Raw genomic sequence first — 16,626 nt, 5'->3', positions numbered from 1 at the left:
ATGATCCGCATCAACCTGCTACCGCACCGCGAACAGAAAAAAGCGGCCCATCGCAAACGCTTCCAGCACATTCTGCTGGGCAGCGTCATCGCGATACTGGCAATCACGGCCGGCACCTACCTGCTGCTGGATAGCTGGAAAGAAGCCCAGATCGCTCGCAATCAACGGCTGGAACAGGAAATTGCCAAGCTCAACGAGCAGCTCAAGGATATCGAGCAGCTCCGCCAGAAGCGTTCGGCCCTGCTCACCCGCCAGGCGCTGATCGAAAAACTGCAGTCCGAGCGCGGGCAGACCGTACGCATCTTCGATGAGCTAATCCGCGTGATTCCAGAAGGAGTCTACCTGCGCAATTTCAGCCAGAATGGCCAGTCCATCAGCCTTGGCGGCTCGGCGCTCTCCAGCGCCAGAGTGTCCTTGTTGATGCGCAACCTGAGCAATTCGCAGGTTTTTGCCGAGCCGGTACTCATCGAAGTAAGTGCCACCGTCGAAAACAATATCCGGGCCAACCGCTTTAGCCTCAACGTGAACCTGCGTCAGCCAGCAGCACCGGGCACGAAGCCGGGAGAGAAAAAATGACACTGGATGAAGTTCGCCAGCTCGACTTCAAGGACATGCCCAACTGGCCGCTGCAGGCACAGGTTGGCGCAATGGTGTTTCTGGCACTACTGGTCTTTGGCCTTGCCTACTACGCACTGTTTAGCGACATGCAGGATGAAATTGACCGCGAGCAAAGCAAAGAGCAGCAGCTGAAAGAAACCTTCCTCGGCAAGAAACAGCAGGTCGCCAACCTGGTGGCACTGCAAGCGCAGCTGGCGGAAATCGAGCGCTCCTTCAATGCCATGCTGAAACAATTGCCCAGCAAGGCCGAAATGGACTCTCTACTGACGGAAATCAACCAGGCTGGGGTTGGCCGCGGCCTGCAATTCGATCTGTTCCGCCCGGCCGCAGAAATCCGTAACGACCAGCTCTCGGAATTGCCGATCCAGATTCGCCTGACCGGCAGCTACAACGACCTGGCCACCTTTGCCACCGATGTCGGCAAGCTGTCGCGCATCGTGACCATCGGCAACATTACCCTGTCGCCGCTGGCTGGCGGGCCAGTGGAGCCGCGCCTGGGCATGGACGCCACCGCCCGCACCTACCGCGCCATCGATCCGAGCGAAGCCGCCCCGGCTGCGCCCAAACCCTGAGTCAGAGCGCCATCATGAAACTGATCATTACGCTACTGCTCGGATTACTGCTGACTGGCTGCGGCTATAGACAGGATGACGATATCGAGCAATGGATGCGCGATGCCGGCAAAAACATCAAAGGCTCGATCGAGCCCATTCCGCCGATGCAGCCGTACACGCCGTTTGAATACCAGGGCCAAAACCTGCTTCCGCCGTTCAACACAGACCGCCTGCAGGTTGCGAAGAAAAGCGCGCGCAACAACCTGCCGGACACGCAACGGCCAAGAGAACTGCTGGAAAACTATGATCTGGACAAGCTGAAACTGGTCGGTACCGTCGCGCTGAAACGGGGGCGCATCGCGCTGATCAGGACCCCCGATGTCGGCATTCAACGCATTCAGGTTGGCAGCTTTCTCGGACCCAATTTCGGCATCGTGCGTAGCATCAGCGAAACGGACGTGCGACTGGATGAAACGGTAGAAGACATTAACGGTGAGTGGGTCAAGCAGGAAAATCACCTCTACCTGCAGGTGGAACAAGGAAGAACCCCATGAAACGAATTACGCTGACGCTGCTTTCTTCGGCCCTGCTGCTCACAGGCCTGTCTCTTCCCGCCTGGGCAGCCAGTACCATTACCGACGTCAAGCTCATCCAAAACACTCAGGATGAGCAAGTGCTGGCCATCAGCTTTGCCGATGGCGCCCCGGCGCCACGCAGCTTTGCCCTGTCTTCCCCGCCGCGCATTGCTTTCGACTTTCCGGCGACGCGCAATCAAACCGGGAAGAACCAGCTGACACTCAACAGCAGCCTGATCAGTGGCGCCACGCTGGTAGAAGGACAGGACAAGTCGCGCCTGGTGCTGTCGCTGACCAAGCCCGCTTCCTACAGCAGCAAGGTGGAACAAAATCGCGTCCTGGTCACCCTGGCTGGCAATGCCCCTAGCGTTGGCAGCAGTCCAACGTTGGCCGCAGAGCCGCCGACAGAAATTCAACCGCCCGTCGTGGCGGCCGCACCAGGGGCAATCGCACCCAATGGCATGCTCGCCAACCTGGACTTCCGCCGTGGCAATGAAGGTGGCGCCCGCATCGTGCTGGATCTGCCGAGTGCCAACACCCCGGTAGACATCCGCCGTGAAGGCAAGAATGTCGTGATTGACCTGGCTGGCGTCAAAGTCCCCCGTTCGCTGGAGCGCCGTCTCGACGTCACCGACTTCGCCACCCCTACCTCGCGCGTGGAAGCGATCAACCAGGGCAGCGGCAGCCGGGTCACCATTCAGTCCGAAGGCAACTGGAGCTACTCCTCCTATCAGACAGACCGCCGGCTGGTGGTAGAAATCCAGAAGCGCACATCCGAAGACATGGACGCTCAACTACTGGCCCAGGGCAAGAGTCCGTACAAGGGCGAGCGCCTGTCGCTGAACTTCCAGAACGTGGAGGTACGCTCGCTGCTGCAGGTGATTGCCGAATTTACCGGCCTGAACGTGATTGTGAGCGACACGGTGACCGGCTCGCTTACCCTGCGGCTGAAAGACGTGCCATGGGATCAGGCGCTGGACCTCATTCTGGCGCAGCGTAATCTGGAAAAACGCCAGGCCGGCAATGTGATCCGCATCGCGCCCCGTGCCGAATTGATTGCCACCGAGAAGCAGGCAGCCGAAGCGCAGCGTCAGAAGGTCAACACCGAGCCGCTGATCACCGAAACCTTCCAGATCAAGTACCGCGCGGTTGAGGAGTTCAAGGATGCGCTGAAAGAGCTGGTCAGCGTCTACCGCGAGAGCATCACCGCCGACAATCTGGTGGATGGCACCAACGCCGCACAGAATGCGAAGTTCACAGGCTTGGTGGTTGATCCGCGCTCCAACAAGATCATCGTGCGTGACCGCGTTTCCGTGATCGAGGAACTGCGCAAGCTGATCCAGACCCTGGATACGCCGCTGCGCCAAGTGTTGATCGAAGCCCGCATCGTAGAGGCCAAGGATAACTTCCAGCGCGATCTGGGGGTAAGGCTGGGCATCAGCAAGATTGGCGGCGACACTTCGATCGGCACCATCAACGACAGCGGCACTATCTCGTTCAGCCCCAACGTCAGCCTGCCTGCCGGGCTAAGCGGCGCCAGCATTGGTGCTATCTACAAGAGTGCCAGTACGCTGATCGGGCTGGAGCTTTCTGCAATGCAACAGGAAGGCCAAGGCAAGATTGTGTCCAGCCCGCGTATCCTCACGGCGGACCGCACCTCGGCCACCATCTCCGAAGGTACCGAAATCCCCTATACCAGCAGCACTGCCAACACCATCAATACCAGCTTCAAGGAGGCGCTGCTGAGCTTGACCGTAATGCCGCAGGTAACGCCGGACGAGGATATTGTGCTGAAGCTCAATCTGTCCAAAGACAGCGTCAGCAATACCGTCTCGGTTGGCACCGAACCGGCCATCGACAAGAAAACCGTAACTACCGAGGTCCGGGTGGAGAACGGTGGCACGGTGGTCATTGGTGGCATTTATACCCAGGACACCAGCAATACCGAAAACAAAGTGCCGCTGCTTGGCGATATCCCGGTTCTGGGCGCCTTGTTCCGCAACAAATCGGTGATCAATAACCGTCGCGAATTGCTGGTCTTCATTACGCCGCGTATCGTGGAAAGCGAGCTGATTGCCCGCTAATTAGCACAGACACGCTGTAATGCAATCCGATACAATGCCTGCCATGGAACTGGCAGGCAATTTTTTTCTGGTCGGGCTGATGGGTGCCGGCAAAACAACGGTTGGCCGCACACTTGCGCGCCACGCCGGCAAAACCTTTTACGACTCCGACCATGAAATCGAGCGCCGCACCGGCGTTAAAATCACCACCATCTTCGACATAGAAGGCGAAGAACGCTTTCGCGCTCGCGAAAAGCAGATAATCGCCGAATTGTGCCAGATGAAAGACATCGTGCTGGCGACAGGTGGCGGCGCCATTCTGGCGCCGGAAAACCGCCAAGTACTGGCCGCCCACGGCACCGTGATTTATCTGCGGGCACAGATTGATGACATTCTGGCGCGGACCAAACACGACAAAAGCCGTCCGCTGCTGCAAACCGCCAATCCTCGCGCCAAACTCGAACAGCTGTACCAACAACGCGACCCGCTCTACATGGAAATCGCCGACGTAGTAATGGACACCAGCTGCCAGAACGTCAATACGCTGGTACAGCGTCTCGAACAACGCCTGCTCACTCAACAGCCCTGACATGATTACGCTTGATCTGACTCTGCCGGACACCCGCTACCCCATCCACATCGGACAACAGCTGCTCGGCAGGGCGGACCTGCTACTGCCGCACATCAAGCACAAGAAGGTCGCGCTGATCAGTAACACCACCGTAGCGCCGCTGTATCTTGCCAACCTGCGTCAGGCCCTAGAAAACCAGGGTATCAACGTCATTCCCATCGTCTTGCCCGACGGCGAAGACTTCAAAACCTGGGAAACGCTGAACCAGATTTTCGATGCCCTGCTGCAACACCGCTGTGAGCGCAACACCACCCTGATCGCCCTGGGCGGCGGCGTGATCGGCGACATGGTCGGTTTTGCCGCCGCTTGCTACCAGCGTGGCGCCCCATTCATCCAGATTCCAACCACCCTGCTGGCGCAGGTAGACTCGTCGGTGGGCGGGAAAACCGCGATCAATCACCCGCTGGGCAAGAACATGATTGGTGTGTTCTATCAGCCCAGGGTGGTAGTTGCCGATATGGATCTGCTGGATTCGCTGCCAGAGCGCGAGTTGTCCGCCGGCCTGGCCGAAGTCATCAAGTATGGCCTGCTGGGCAATCTCGCCTTCCTTGGCTGGCTGGAACAAAACATGGAGGCGCTGCGTGCCAAGGACAAGCAGGCACTGTCCTATGCCGTCCAGACCTCCTGTGCGATGAAAGCCGATATCGTGTCACAGGATGAAAAGGAACACGGTGTCCGCGCCTTGCTGAACCTGGGTCACACCTTTGGCCACGCCATTGAAGCCGGCCTGGGCTTTGGCACCTGGCTGCATGGCGAGGCAGTCGGTGCCGGCATGCTGCTGGCCGCGGAAACCTCACGCCTGCTGGGCAACCTGAGCGAAGCCGATGTACAGCGCGTCAAAGCCATCTTGGAACAAGCCGGCTTGCCGACCATCAGCCCGGACCTCGGCGTGGCTACCTGGCTGGAGCTGATGAGCCATGACAAAAAAGTAAGCGACGGCGAAATTCGTTTTGTCCTGCTGCAGACGCTTGGCCAGGCACAGGTGGCCACCGTGCCGCAAGACGTACTGCAGCAAGTCCTGACCGGCCGCTTCATCAGCAAGGCATAATTGCCGCAGCGTACGCATTTCTACGAATTGCGACAAACCAGTACAAGCCGGACAATCTCCTGACAACATTCGGGAGCCGACCATGTGCAAACAGCTGATCTCCAAACTGGGTAAGTCGCAGGGCATTAACCGCCTCGTACAACTGTTCAAGGTTGGCCGCAGCTTTGTGCCCCCGCAGGAACGAGGCATTGACCCGGTGGCCGAGGCCGAGGTGTTCCTCTCCTACGGTAAACGCAAGGAAGCATTGCAGGTGCTGCTCTATACCGTGCAGCTGGAGCCGGACAACCTTGCTGCCCAGCTGCTGCTGCTGCAAACCCATGCCTACCTGCTAGACGTGCAGGCCTACATCGAGCTTGCGCAACAACTGCAACCCCGGCTCGCCCACCTGTCGGTATGGCATATCGTGGCCGCCGAAGGCCGGGAACTGGCGCCCTATCACCCGCTGTTCCGCGGCCATTGATTAGGGCTGCAGGCGGCACACGCTAATGCCGTCCGTAGTCTGGCAATATTTCAGTATCCCCGTCTGGGTCAACTCCACATACCGCAACCGATCCGCGACATCCACCGCCCGCAACACGTAGTAACCATTGTCGGTATTACGCGCCACGCTGCCAAAAGCGATGTCGTACTGTGCCGTACCGGACTCGGGGTAACGCGTGTGCGGCAATGGCGGCCAAGTGGATGCCGTCTGCTTGTAGCGCAGATACCGCGCGTAATACTCCGCCAGATAGGCGGCATCCTGTTTCAGCAGCACCGTCGCCGCCTGCAGCGCCTGTTGCTGCAGATGCGTCCGATAGCTGGCTAGGCCCCATGACAGCACGATGCTGGCGAGCAGCAGGCCCAGGCAAAGCTCAAGCAGGCTGAAGCCGCGCCCTTTCATCAGCAATCACCCTGTCGGCTGATACCGGTCTTGAAGATAACCAAACGCTGACACCAGCCGTCTTGCGGCACGGAAAACTCGAACCGCACCTGGCTGGCCTGCATCATGCCATCAGGGTTAAAAGTGACAATCCGCTGTGATGTCGTCAGCAGCAAGTGCAAGCCGGGCTCGATCGGCGTCACGGCCAGCAGCTCCTTGGAATCGTACACGCCGCTGCGGCCACCGACCTTGTCATAAAAAATCATCAGCCCTTCTTCCCAGCGATAGGGTGCCGGTGTAGCCGTCTGGGCCTGACAGCCCTGCACATCCAGATTGCTTTTCAAGTTGGCCGCACAGGCGTGTACCGGCAGGCGCCGCATTCTGGCCTCGGAGCGTGCCAGCGCGACATTGACCGCCATGCCGTTCAGCACCGCGTGATAGCGATTCAGCCGTGCCGTCCGCCCCAAGTCGGCAACCACAAAGGCGGTGACGATGGCCAGCAGCGCCAGCGTTACCAGCATTTCGAGCAGCGTAAATGCCTGTTGTCGTGCCATGCTTCAGCCCCCAAAAAATGCAAATGACATTTACATTTAGCAAGCAGTTTGGGGGGGCGCAAGCAGACGACGGCAGGTAAAGCCAATAAATGACAATTGCTTGAACTAGAACAAGAAATGCGCAGCGGGCCACCACCGTTAACGGACCAGTTGCACTGGTCGCAAAGACTAGCTTGGCCGAGGCAGGTAACCATGCTGCGCAACAGCGGGCAGATCACAGGTGCAGGCCCGGCCGCCAGCACCATGCACCGCACCAACTGCAAAAAACGGGGCTGTTGCCCCGTTGTTTACTTGCCGCGCAGCGCCAGGTACATCGCGCCCAGCAGCGGCCGGCTGTATACCCACATGCGCTGGCCGAACCAGCTGCCCTGCCGGTCCTTGGTGACGATGCGGCCGATCAGCTCGCGGTCGGTGCCGGTGGTGTTGATGTGCTTGTCCACGGTGTAGAAGTGGCGGAAGCCGGCCGCACGCGCCACCTCGCGGTAGTCATCGTCGAAGTAGCCTTGCGGCCAACATAGATGGTCGCTCACCGCGCCCAGCCGCTGCTGCAGCGTGTCACGCGCGGCGGCCAGGTCGGCCGCCAGCTTGTCGCGCTTTTCCTCGCGGCTGGTGCACAGCTTGTCCCAGCGCGCATGGCTGTGGGTGTGGCTGTGGAACTCGAAGGTACCGGCGGCGCGCGCCGCCTCGACCTCGCTCCAGCGCATCATCACCTGGTCGGTACGGCCTTCAGCCACCGCCTGCTTGCAGCCGTTGTGATCCGGCATCTGCGGCAGCGGCTGGCCCTGGCCGGCCACCGCGCGCGCTTCGCCATCGCCGATCCAGCCGGAGATGGTGAACAGCAGCGAAGTCAGCCCGTAACGCTGCAACACCGGGTGCGCATATACCCAGTTGTCGAGGTAGCCGTCGTCGAAGGTGATCAGCACGCTCTTTTTCGGCACCGGCTTGCCGGCGAGGAAACCAGCGAACTCCTCGGCACGCAACGCGTGCCAGCCATTGCGTGCCAGCCAGTGCATGTGCGCATCGAAGGTTTCCGGCGAGACGGTCACCAGCCCCGGGTTGGGGCTGACATGGTGGTACATCAGTACCGGTACGGCATCAGCGCGCGCCATTGCCTTCTCCTTGCGCCACCACCTTGCGCAGCAGCGTCTGCATATTGCGCGACATCACGTCCACGTAGAACTGCGCCGCCACCAGCTCGCGGCTCTTGGCGGCCATCTGCTGGCGCAGTGGGTCGTCGGACAGCAGGCGGATCACCGCATCGCCCAGGCTCTGCGGGTCGCTGGGCTTGATCAGCAAGCCGTTCACACCGTCGTGCACCACTTCCGGCACGCCATCGACATTGGTGCCGATCACCGGCAGGCCCATGGCCATCGCCTCGATGAAGGCGGTGCCCAGCGCCTCCTGCTCGGTAGGCAGCAGGAACAGGTCGCAGGAGGCCAGCACATTGGCGATATCGCGGCGCAGGCCGAGGAAGCGGATGCGCTCCGCCAGCCCGGCGGCGGCCACCTGGCCCTTGAGTTCGTCGAACAGCGGGCCGTCGCCGGCGAAGATGAAATAGGTATCCGGGCAGGCTGCTAAGATGCGCGGCGCGGCCTGGATGGTGAAGCGGTGGCCCTTCTCGGTACGCATGATGGCCACGGTGAGCACCAGCCTGGCATGGTCCGGCAAGCCCAGCTCGCGGCGCAGCGACGGCTCGCCGTCCACCTTCAGCTGCTCCGGGTCCACGCCGGTATACACGGTGGACACCTGCTCGTCGGGGATGCCGGCAGCAATCAGGTAGCTGCGCACGAAGTTGCTGACCGACACCACGTGATGCGGCAGCACCGAGTAGGTGAGCTTGGAGGTGATCGGCAGCGCCAGGTGGCGGGTACGCACCACCTTGATGCCGGCCAGACGCCCGGCCAGCCCGCCGAGGATGCTGTCGTGGCCGCTGTGGGTATTCACCACGTCCACGCGCTGCGCCTTGATCAGCTTGTAAATGCGCCACATGGCGCGCATGTCGAAGGCGTTGTAGATCGGAATCTCGAAGGTTTCGATGCCGGCCTCGCGGGCGCGTGCGGCCAACCTTGCACCGGCGCGGGTCAGCAGCAGGATGCGGTGGCCCAGCTTCTTCAGGCCCACCATTTCCTTGAAGGTGCGATGTTCCTGGCCGCCCCAGCCAACGGACGACTCGGTGTGCAGGATGGTCAGCAGTTGGTCTGCCATATCAGTTTTCCTTGAACTGCAACTGGTGCAGCCGGGCGTACATGCCGTCCTGTGCCAGCAGTGCCTGGTGGTTGCCGATTTCCTTGATATGCCCCTGGTGCATCACCACGATACGGTCGGCATGCTCGATGGTGGACAGGCGGTGGGCAATCACCAGCGTGGTACGGTTTTTCATCAGGTTTTCCAGCGCGCTCTGCACCAGGCGCTCGGACTGGGTATCCAGCGCGCTGGTGGCCTCGTCCAGAATCAGAATCGGCGCGTTCTTCAGCAGTGCGCGGGCAATCGCCAGCCGCTGACGCTGGCCGCCGGACAGCTTGGCGCCGTTCTCGCCGATCACGGTGTCGAAACCTTCCGGCAGTGCCTCGATGAACTCCAACGCGTTGGCCGCACGCGCCGCCTCGACAATGCTGTCGCGGTCGATGTCGCGCAGCGCGCCATAGGCGATGTTGGCGGCCACGCTGTCGTTGAACAGCACCACCTCCTGGCTCACCAGCGCGATGTGGCGGCGCAGGTCGGCCAGGCGGATGTCGGACAGCGGCATGCCGTCCAGCAGGATCTGTCCGCCGCTGGGCGTGTAAAAGCGCGACACCAGGCTGGCCAGCGTGGTCTTGCCGCTGCCGGAAGAACCCACCAGCGCCACGGTTTCACCCGGCTGCACCGCGAAGTTCATGCCAGACAGCGCATCGCGCTCCGCGCCCGGGTAGCTGAAGCTGACATCCTGGAACTGCAGCTGGCCACGGGTCTGCGGCAGCGCCTGCTTGCCTTCGTCCACTTCCTCCGGTTCATCCAGGAAGGTAAAGATGCTGTCGGCGGCGGCCAGGCCGCGCTGCATGGCCTGCGCCACGCCGGTCACCCGCTTCACCGGTGCGAACAACAGCATCATCGCGGTGAGGAAGGACATGAAATCGCCGGCGGTAAAGCTGTCGTGCTGCGCGCGCAGGGTGGCGAAATACAGGATGGCGGCCAGCGCACAGGCAATCACCAGCTGGGTGACGCCGGTGTTGGCAGAGCTGGCGGCGCTCTGCTTCACCTGGTTGCGGCGCAGCGACATGGCGGCGTCGTTGAAGCGGCTCTGCTCCAGCGCGTAGCCATCGTAGATCTTCACCACGCGCTGGCCGTCAATACTCTCGCTCAGCACCTGGGTCAGCTGCGCCATGTTCTGCTGGTTCTGCACCGACAGGCCGCGCAGGCGCTTGCCCACCTTGCGCATCGACAGCGTCACCACCGGCATCACCACCAGACAGATCAGCGTCAGCTGCCAGTCCAGAATCAGCAGCCAGCCCAGCAGGCTCAGCGCGGTGATGCCGTCCTTCACCGTCACGGTGATGACGTTGAAGCCGGCTTCGGTCACCTGGTTCACATCGTAGGAGATGCGCGACACCAGCCGCCCGGACTGATTGTCGTCGTAGTAGCGGATCGGCAGGCGCAGCATCTTGGCGAACATTTCTTCGCGCAGCTTCTGCACCAGGTGGCCGGTCAGCCAGCTGGAGCTGTATTCGTTGATGAAGGAGGTGATGCCGCGCACCGCGAACACGCCGATGATGGCCAGCGGCACCCACACCATGGCGGAACGATCGCGGTTGACGAAGCCGCCGTCGATCAGCGGCTTCATCAGCCGCGCGAAGAACGGCTCGGTCAGCGCGGCGACAGTCATCGACACCAGCGACAGCAGGAACACCTTCCAGTACGGCTTCAGGTATTGCAGCAGCCGCAGGTAGATCTGCAGGCTGCTTCGCTCGGAATTATGCAATTTCACTCTCTATCTGCGCGCTTGGCGGCGGGCAAAATCGGCCTGCAGCGCCAGGATCTGCTGCAGATTGTGTTCAACGGAAAAGCGGGCGCGCACGTCCAGCGCCCCTTGCTGCGCCAGCTCGCGCATGGCCTGCGGCGCCGACAGCGCCTGGTCGATGGCCGCCGCCCAGGCGTCGACATCACCCGGCGCCACCAGCACGCCGGTGCGTTCGGCAATCACGGTTTCCGGAATGCCGCCGGTAGCGCTGACCACCACCGGCACACCCAGCGCCAGCGACTCGATCTGCGACATGCCCAGCGGCTCATAGGTGGACGGCATCACCAACAGATCGGCATGGCGGAACAGGCAGCTGGCCGGCATCACCGAGCCCGCCAGCAACACCTGTTGCTGCAGGCCCAGCGCGACAATCCGCGCCGCGATGGCGGCACGGGCATCGCCCTCGCCGGCAATCAGGTAACGCAGTTGCGGCCAACGTTGCCGCAGCTGCGCCAGCACTTCCAGCATCAGCAGGTGGCCCTTCTCGCCGCGCAGCATCGCCACGTGCAGCAGCAGCGGGCCCTGCCCTGCCGCCAGCCACTCGGCAACGTGGGCGGGCAAGGCTTCATGGCTACGCTGGTCGATGCCGGCAAAGTCGATGCCCGGGTACACCACGTGGATGCGCTCGGCGCGGATCGCCGGGTTGTCCAGCAGCGCATTGCGCAGGTAGTGGCTGGGCACCATGGTGGCATCGGCCAGCACATTGTACGGCAGCGGCTTCACCCGGCCGGCAAGATAGGTGCGCGAGCGCAGCACGAAGGGCCGCGGCCGCACCAGCCGTGCCGCCAGCGCGGCATTGTTGGCATCGTGGCCGCTGTGGCAGATCACCATGCCGGCCCGCGTGCGGCGCAGCAGCGCCGCCAGCGCCAGGATGCTGGGCAGGTGCAGGCTGTTGCGGAACGGTGCATTTTCCACCGCGAGGCCGCGTGCACGCGCCGCGGCATCCACCTTGCCGCCCGCCGGGCACACCAGAGTGCAGGCAATGCCCTGCGCCTGCATCGCCGCCATCTGCTGCATCAGCTGCAACTCCTGCCCGCCGACGTTGCGCGAGGATTCGGTGAATACCACGTGCTCAAGCATGGCGCGACTCCCGCGACAGCAGCTCGGCCAGCAGCGCGCCGACGATGAACAGGAACAGGTGCAGCAGGTGGTCGCGCTGGATGCTTTCGATCAGCATGCGGCCAACGAAGCCGCCCACCACCAGCGCCAGCACCAGGCCGGTGGTGTTCTGCTCGCGCACGAAACGCCGCAAGCCGGTAACCATCAGCGACAGGCAGAACAGCAGCCACAGCAGGATGCCCGGAATGCCCAGCCCGACGCCCAGGTCGATGAAGCCGCTATGGCTGTGGCCAACCTTGTTCTCCACGCCGACATGGGTCAGTGAACGGGTAAAAGCATTGCGGCCGTAGCCGTAACCCAGCGGATTGTCGCGGATCAGGTCCAGGCCGCGGCTGATCCAGGCGATGCGTTCGTAGGCGGATGGGTCCACCACCTGGCCATTGCGCATCTTCGGATAGTCCGCCACCCGCAGCCAACCCTTGCTGCCCTGATAGTGCCAGCCCATATCGGCGGATTCGACAAACACCTGGTTGCGAGTGTCCTTGTGATAGGCGTAGCTGGCCATGCTGCCGATGGCGGCACAGATCGCGGCGACGATGAGCACCGCCTTGCGCCAGCCTAGGCGTTTACGTTCCCAGTACAGCAACACGCCCAGCATGGAAAACACCAGGTACACCATGCCGATCAGGCCGTTGCGCGCCCCGGCCATCAGGCTGACCAGCAGCAACAGCAGCAGTGCGAGGTAGGGAAACCAGCGCGGCAGGCGGCTGGCATAGTGAAAGCGGGGGCTGAAATCGGCAAAGATGCGCGCCGCCAGGAATACCAGCACGGTATTGATGAAGAAGGTCAGCTCCAGCTTGGTGGCGGTGGTAAACGCCGTCTGATAGGGCAGCGCGCCCGTGGTCGCCAGCACATAAGCGGCATGCCCCAGCTCCACCGCGCACAGCAGCGCGCCGGCCAGCATCACCACATCCTTGATCGACAGCGCCTGCCGGCGCCAGAACAGCGCCCCGCCGGCCACGAACCACAGCAGGCCCATCAGCAGCTGGCTGCGTGCCTCGCTCAGCGACAGCTCCGGCCAGTTGGACCACAGCAACGCATGCAGGAAGGCATAGCCGACAAAGGCCGCCAGCGCCCAGCACAGCACGCCGCTGCCACGGACGAAGCCCAGCAGCGCGCGCCAGTTGCAACCGGCGTAGCCCAGGAACAGCAGCAGCAGCCCGTAGCGCAACGCCACGGTATGCGACACATTGGCCAGGGTGACGAACACCAGGGCCAGCAACAGGAACAGCAGGTCCAGCTTTTTAGTCATCGCTTCTCAATCATTCGGTTGCAGCATGCGGCCAACGGCGGCGGCCACGGCTTCGGGCTGGATGGCTTCCATGCACAGCGGGCGGCGGCAGGCCGGCGGCGCATTGCCGAGGCGACGGCCGCAGCGCAGCGCCCAGTCCACTTCGCGGTGATGAACGGTGCGCTGATTGCGGCACGGGAACCAGGCCGGCCCCACGCCGGCGAACGGCGAGCCGGCGAAGAAGCGGCCGGGCCCGAACAGTATCTCGGCGCCGGGGCCGAACAGCATCACCAGCGGCTGGCCGGTGGTCTTGGCCAGGTGCGCCACGCCGGTATCCGGGCACACGTTCGCCTGCGCCCGCGCCATCACCAGCCGCAGCTGCGGCAGGCTCAGCGTACCGGCCAGCACCGTATCCTCCGGCAGGATGCCGGCAACGGGCAGCAGCTGCTGCTCGCCCGGCCCGCAGGACCAGACAATGCCCAGCCCCTGTGTGCGCAGCAGCTGCGCCAGCGCGGTCCAGCTATCCGCCGGCCAGTAGCGGGTGGCGGAGCTGGCACCCACGTGCAGCAGCACGAAGCGCGCCGGCAAGTCCGGCAGCGCGGCTTGCGGCAACGGCCAGTCGCCCAGCGCGAAGCGCGCCGGCTCCGGGCCGTCCACCAGCCGCGCAGCGGTATCGGTCCAGGCTTCCGGCGTATCGGCATACGGCACCGCCTCGTCCAGCAGCCAGTTCTTGTAGGCCGGCATTTCGCCGGCAAAACCGCTGACCCAGCGCGCACCCATCGCTCGTGCCAGGAAAGACAGGCGGTTCTCGCCCATCAGCAGCACCCAGTCCACCCGGCCCAGCGTGCACAGCCGCCAGATGGCGGAAAAATCGCGCGGCGACCACGGCAGCACCTGCACGCCGTAGGGCCGGGCGGCATACAGCCCGGCCTGCAGCGGCGGACAGGCCAGCAGAATCTCGGCGGCGGGGTATTGCTGCCGCAGCTTGGCCAGCAGGCTGGTGGCCATCAGCGCATCACCCAGCAGGAACTGGTGCAGCACCACGATGCGCCGAACGTTGGCCGCAGCCGGCTTGTGGCGCAGCCAGCCGAACAGCAGCCGCGGCAGCAGCAGCGCGAAGATCAGCAGACGGCCGGGAACGCGGCTGTTCTTCATGCCGCCGCACCGGCAAGCCAGCGCTCGTACAGCGCGATCATGCCGTCCACCATCTGTTTTTCGGTCAGGCCGACCACACGCTGGCGCGCGGCATCGCCCATCTGCGGCCAACCCTGGCGCGCCGCCAGCCAGCCGGCTACCGCCTGGCGCCAGCCGGCATCGTCCTGCGGCGCGGTGACCCAGCCGCTGCGACCGGGCTCGACCAGCTCGGCGGCGCCAACGCGGGTGCTGACCAGCACCGGCAGGCCGCAGGCCATCGCCTCGCTCACCACCAGGCCGAACGGCTCGTACAGCGCCGGCAGGATGAAACCGTCGGCCATGCCGTAGTAGGCACGCACATTGGATTGCGCGCCGGTAAAGCGCACCCGTTCCGCCACGCCCAGTTGCCGGGCCAGCTGCTGGTAGCGACGCAGTTTCTTGTCGCCGCCCACCACCACCAGCCATACCGCGGGCTGCTGGCTGATGGCCTGCAGCGCCTGCGCCACGCCCTTGCGTTCGAAGCCGGAGCCCACGTACAGCAGCACCGGCGCCTGTGGCGGAATGCCCAGCTCGGCGCGCAGGCTATCACGCCCGGCTCGTGCCTCTTCAGGATTGAAAAAGGCGGTGTCGATGCCGTTGAGAACCACGTGGCACTTGTCCGCTGCCACGCCGTAATGCGCGACGATGTCGTTCTTCACCATCTGCGAGATGCAGATCACGCCCTTGAGCGCCGGCGAGCGGTACATGCCCTTCTCTGCGGCCAACATGTAGTGGTGGTAGGGGTTGAGCAGCATGCCGAGCATGCCCAGCGGCCCCTTCACGCCGCGGCGCGAGGCCAGCCAGGCACGGTGCACGCCGTCGTCGGCGCGGTAGACATGGCAGCCGGGAATGCGCTCGTGCGACTGCACCAGGTCGGCGCCGTCCTGCTGCCAGCGCGCCTTCGCCGCGCGGGCAAAGCTGCGGTCGCGCCACACATTGCCGAGGTAGAACGGGTTGACCGACACGCCCTTGATGCCTTCCATCGGCTGCCATTTGCGGTTGATCAGGTAGGCATCGACATCCGGCCGGCCGTGCAGCTGGCGCAGAATGGCGCTGACGATGCGCTCGGCACCGCCGGCCGGGTTGTATTTCTGCCGCACGATGGCGAGTTTTTTCATGACAGCTCCTGCTGCAGTTGCGCGATGGCCGCCAGCACCTGCTGCTCGTCGATGTGCTCCAGGCATTCGCTGCGCTTGCCGCCGCCGCAGCCGTCACGGCCGCACGGGCGGCAGCTCATGTTGGTGGTCAGCAGCCGGTGCGGCACCTGCCACGGCCCCCACTCAATGTCGCCGGACGGGCCGAACAGCGCCACGCACGGCGTCTGCAACGCCGCCGCCATGTGCATCGGCACCGAGTCCATGCCGACGAACAACGCGGCGTCGTCGATCAAGGCGGCCAACTGTTTCAGGTTCAATTCGCCGGCCAGGCTGGCCACCGGGCGCGCCAAGCGCGACTGGATGTCGGCCAGCATCGCCATTTCGGCGCTGTCCGGCGCCGCCGACAGCACCACGCTCTCGCCGCGCGCGGTCAGCGCGTCGATCAGTGCCGCCATGCGCGCCACCGGCCAGGTCTTGAACAGCCAGCGTGAGGTCGGGTGGATCAATACATAGCGGCCAGTCACGCCGTTGGCTGCCAGTTTGGCGCGCACCACTTCGCGCGCCGGCTGCGGGATGGCCAGTTGCAGCTGACGCTCGTCCGCCGCCGGGTAGATGCCCAGCCGGCGCAGCGCGTCGAGGTGGATTTCCACGGTATGGCGGCGATTACCGCCGATCACCGGGTAACGATGGGTAAAACTGCGCTTGAAGAACTTGCCGTGCTCACCGCCCGGCGCCACCGACCAGCGCGGCGACAGCAGCCGCGACAGCCAAGCGCCACGCTTGTGTTCGGTGAGGTGGATCACCAGGTCGTAGTTGCGGCTACGCAGCCGCGACAGCAGCTGCCACTCGGCGCGCAGCTGGCCCAGCGGCCCCAGCTTCTTCCACTGCCGGTCGATGGTGAACAGTTCGCTCAGCGCCGGGTGGCCGGACAGCATGTCGCGGGTGTCGTGATACACCAGCGCGTCGATCTCCAGATGCGGGGCGTGATTCTTCAGCACCGTCGGCAGCGGCGAGCTGAGCAGCACGTCGCCGTGGTGGCGCAGCTTGATAAGCAGCACGCGCCGCACGGCGGACAAGTCGATAGCATCCTTGAGCATAAAAGAAAAAAGC

Annotated in this window: 17 protein-coding genes; 7 read left to right on the top strand and 10 right to left on the bottom strand. The window is 63.5% G+C overall.

Annotated elements, in window-relative coordinates; translation table 11 throughout:
• From ACFOLG_RS05925 to ACFOLG_RS05895, 7 genes are all read left to right on the top strand, one after another.
• Complete coding sequence (locus ACFOLG_RS05925) at positions 1-576, top strand: PilN domain-containing protein (protein WP_386089544.1); 576 nt, start codon at positions 1-3, stop codon at positions 574-576.
• Positions 573-1,190: a type IV pilus inner membrane component PilO gene (gene pilO / locus ACFOLG_RS05920; RefSeq protein ID WP_386089542.1), complete on the top strand. Its 618-nt coding sequence runs from the start codon at positions 573-575 to the stop codon at positions 1,188-1,190. Before ACFOLG_RS05925 ends, pilO begins: the two co-directional genes overlap by 4 nt.
• A 14-nt stretch (positions 1,191-1,204) precedes the next feature.
• Positions 1,205-1,726: a pilus assembly protein PilP gene (locus ACFOLG_RS05915; protein ID WP_386089539.1), complete on the top strand. Its 522-nt coding sequence runs from the start codon at positions 1,205-1,207 to the stop codon at positions 1,724-1,726.
• On the top strand, positions 1,723-3,831 hold the full coding sequence (pilQ, locus tag ACFOLG_RS05910; protein ID WP_386089537.1) for a type IV pilus secretin PilQ: 2,109 nt from the start codon (positions 1,723-1,725) through the stop codon (positions 3,829-3,831). Before ACFOLG_RS05915 ends, pilQ begins: the two co-directional genes overlap by 4 nt.
• Positions 3,832-3,865: 34 nt before the next feature.
• A complete protein-coding gene (gene aroK / locus ACFOLG_RS05905) occupies positions 3,866-4,399 on the top strand; it encodes a shikimate kinase AroK (protein ID WP_386089811.1) in 534 nt (177 codons plus the stop codon).
• A 1-nt stretch (position 4,400) separates the two neighbouring features.
• Positions 4,401-5,489, top strand: coding sequence for a 3-dehydroquinate synthase (gene aroB, locus ACFOLG_RS05900; RefSeq protein WP_386089535.1), 1,089 nt, complete (start codon positions 4,401-4,403; stop codon positions 5,487-5,489).
• A gap of 82 nt (positions 5,490-5,571) precedes the next feature.
• Entirely contained in the window at positions 5,572-5,949 is a 378-nt protein-coding gene (locus ACFOLG_RS05895) for a type IV pilus assembly protein FimV (protein WP_386089532.1), read from the top strand.
• Here the strand turns inward: ACFOLG_RS05895 and ACFOLG_RS05890 are convergent, their stop codons facing one another.
• The 10 genes from ACFOLG_RS05890 to rfaQ all read right to left on the bottom strand — a co-directional run bounded on the left by ACFOLG_RS05890 (position 5,950) and on the right by rfaQ (position 16,613).
• The gene (locus ACFOLG_RS05890) at positions 5,950-6,369 is read right to left on the bottom strand and encodes a hypothetical protein (RefSeq protein WP_386089530.1); all 420 of its coding nucleotides are present in this window, start codon (positions 6,367-6,369) and stop codon (positions 5,950-5,952) included.
• Complete coding sequence (locus ACFOLG_RS05885) at positions 6,369-6,902, bottom strand: GspH/FimT family pseudopilin (protein ID WP_386089527.1); 534 nt, start codon at positions 6,900-6,902, stop codon at positions 6,369-6,371. Before ACFOLG_RS05885 ends, ACFOLG_RS05890 begins: the two co-directional genes overlap by 1 nt.
• A gap of 287 nt (positions 6,903-7,189) precedes the next feature.
• On the bottom strand, positions 7,190-8,011 hold the full coding sequence (locus tag ACFOLG_RS05880) for a polysaccharide deacetylase family protein (protein ID WP_386089524.1): 822 nt from the start codon (positions 8,009-8,011) through the stop codon (positions 7,190-7,192).
• Positions 7,998-9,107, bottom strand: coding sequence for a glycosyltransferase family 4 protein (locus ACFOLG_RS05875; RefSeq protein ID WP_386089522.1), 1,110 nt, complete (start codon positions 9,105-9,107; stop codon positions 7,998-8,000). Before ACFOLG_RS05875 ends, ACFOLG_RS05880 begins: the two co-directional genes overlap by 14 nt.
• 1 nt (position 9,108) lies before the next feature.
• Positions 9,109-10,857 (bottom strand): lipid A export permease/ATP-binding protein MsbA, encoded by a 1,749-nt coding sequence (msbA, locus tag ACFOLG_RS05870; RefSeq protein WP_386089809.1) that lies wholly within the window; start codon positions 10,855-10,857, stop codon positions 9,109-9,111.
• A 9-nt stretch (positions 10,858-10,866) separates the two neighbouring features.
• Entirely contained in the window at positions 10,867-11,976 is a 1,110-nt protein-coding gene (locus tag ACFOLG_RS05865) for a glycosyltransferase family 4 protein (RefSeq protein WP_386089520.1), read from the bottom strand.
• Complete coding sequence (locus tag ACFOLG_RS05860) at positions 11,969-13,267, bottom strand: O-antigen ligase family protein (RefSeq protein ID WP_386089518.1); 1,299 nt, start codon at positions 13,265-13,267, stop codon at positions 11,969-11,971. Before ACFOLG_RS05860 ends, ACFOLG_RS05865 begins: the two co-directional genes overlap by 8 nt.
• Positions 13,268-13,273: 6 nt before the next feature.
• Positions 13,274-14,401: a glycosyltransferase family 9 protein gene (locus tag ACFOLG_RS05855; protein ID WP_386089516.1), complete on the bottom strand. Its 1,128-nt coding sequence runs from the start codon at positions 14,399-14,401 to the stop codon at positions 13,274-13,276.
• Complete coding sequence (locus ACFOLG_RS05850; RefSeq protein ID WP_386089515.1) at positions 14,398-15,537, bottom strand: glycosyltransferase family 4 protein; 1,140 nt, start codon at positions 15,535-15,537, stop codon at positions 14,398-14,400. The genes ACFOLG_RS05855 and ACFOLG_RS05850 overlap by 4 nt, the downstream gene beginning before the upstream one ends.
• Positions 15,534-16,613 (bottom strand): putative lipopolysaccharide heptosyltransferase III, encoded by a 1,080-nt coding sequence (rfaQ, locus tag ACFOLG_RS05845; protein ID WP_386089513.1) that lies wholly within the window; start codon positions 16,611-16,613, stop codon positions 15,534-15,536. The genes ACFOLG_RS05850 and rfaQ overlap by 4 nt, the downstream gene beginning before the upstream one ends.
• Positions 16,614-16,626 lie beyond the last annotated feature (13 nt).

The sequence above is a fragment of the Vogesella facilis genome (genome assembly GCF_042648525.1).
GTDB classification, from domain to species: Bacteria; Pseudomonadota; Gammaproteobacteria; order Burkholderiales; family Chromobacteriaceae; genus Vogesella; species Vogesella facilis.
Note: the sequence above shows the minus strand (reverse complement) of the source record. Positions and strands in the feature narration are given on the sequence as shown.

Coding starts and splice junctions, on each gene's coding strand:
- ACFOLG_RS05860 (WP_386089518.1), bottom strand. CDS start 13,267: ATGACTAAAAAGCTGGACCTGCTGTTCCTGTTGCTGGCCCTGGTGTTC.
- ACFOLG_RS05890 (WP_386089530.1), bottom strand. CDS start 6,369: ATGAAAGGGCGCGGCTTCAGCCTGCTTGAGCTTTGCCTGGGCCTGCTG.
- aroB (WP_386089535.1), top strand. CDS start 4,401: ATGATTACGCTTGATCTGACTCTGCCGGACACCCGCTACCCCATCCAC.
- ACFOLG_RS05850 (WP_386089515.1), bottom strand. CDS start 15,537: ATGAAAAAACTCGCCATCGTGCGGCAGAAATACAACCCGGCCGGCGGT.
- ACFOLG_RS05925 (WP_386089544.1), top strand. CDS start 1: ATGATCCGCATCAACCTGCTACCGCACCGCGAACAGAAAAAAGCGGCC.
- pilQ (WP_386089537.1), top strand. CDS start 1,723: ATGAAACGAATTACGCTGACGCTGCTTTCTTCGGCCCTGCTGCTCACA.
- ACFOLG_RS05880 (WP_386089524.1), bottom strand. CDS start 8,011: ATGGCGCGCGCTGATGCCGTACCGGTACTGATGTACCACCATGTCAGC.
- ACFOLG_RS05875 (WP_386089522.1), bottom strand. CDS start 9,107: ATGGCAGACCAACTGCTGACCATCCTGCACACCGAGTCGTCCGTTGGC.
- ACFOLG_RS05895 (WP_386089532.1), top strand. CDS start 5,572: ATGTGCAAACAGCTGATCTCCAAACTGGGTAAGTCGCAGGGCATTAAC.
- ACFOLG_RS05865 (WP_386089520.1), bottom strand. CDS start 11,976: ATGCTTGAGCACGTGGTATTCACCGAATCCTCGCGCAACGTCGGCGGG.
- ACFOLG_RS05885 (WP_386089527.1), bottom strand. CDS start 6,902: ATGGCACGACAACAGGCATTTACGCTGCTCGAAATGCTGGTAACGCTG.
- pilO (WP_386089542.1), top strand. CDS start 573: ATGACACTGGATGAAGTTCGCCAGCTCGACTTCAAGGACATGCCCAAC.
- ACFOLG_RS05915 (WP_386089539.1), top strand. CDS start 1,205: ATGAAACTGATCATTACGCTACTGCTCGGATTACTGCTGACTGGCTGC.
- ACFOLG_RS05855 (WP_386089516.1), bottom strand. CDS start 14,401: ATGAAGAACAGCCGCGTTCCCGGCCGTCTGCTGATCTTCGCGCTGCTG.
- aroK (WP_386089811.1), top strand. CDS start 3,866: ATGCCTGCCATGGAACTGGCAGGCAATTTTTTTCTGGTCGGGCTGATG.
- rfaQ (WP_386089513.1), bottom strand. CDS start 16,613: ATGCTCAAGGATGCTATCGACTTGTCCGCCGTGCGGCGCGTGCTGCTT.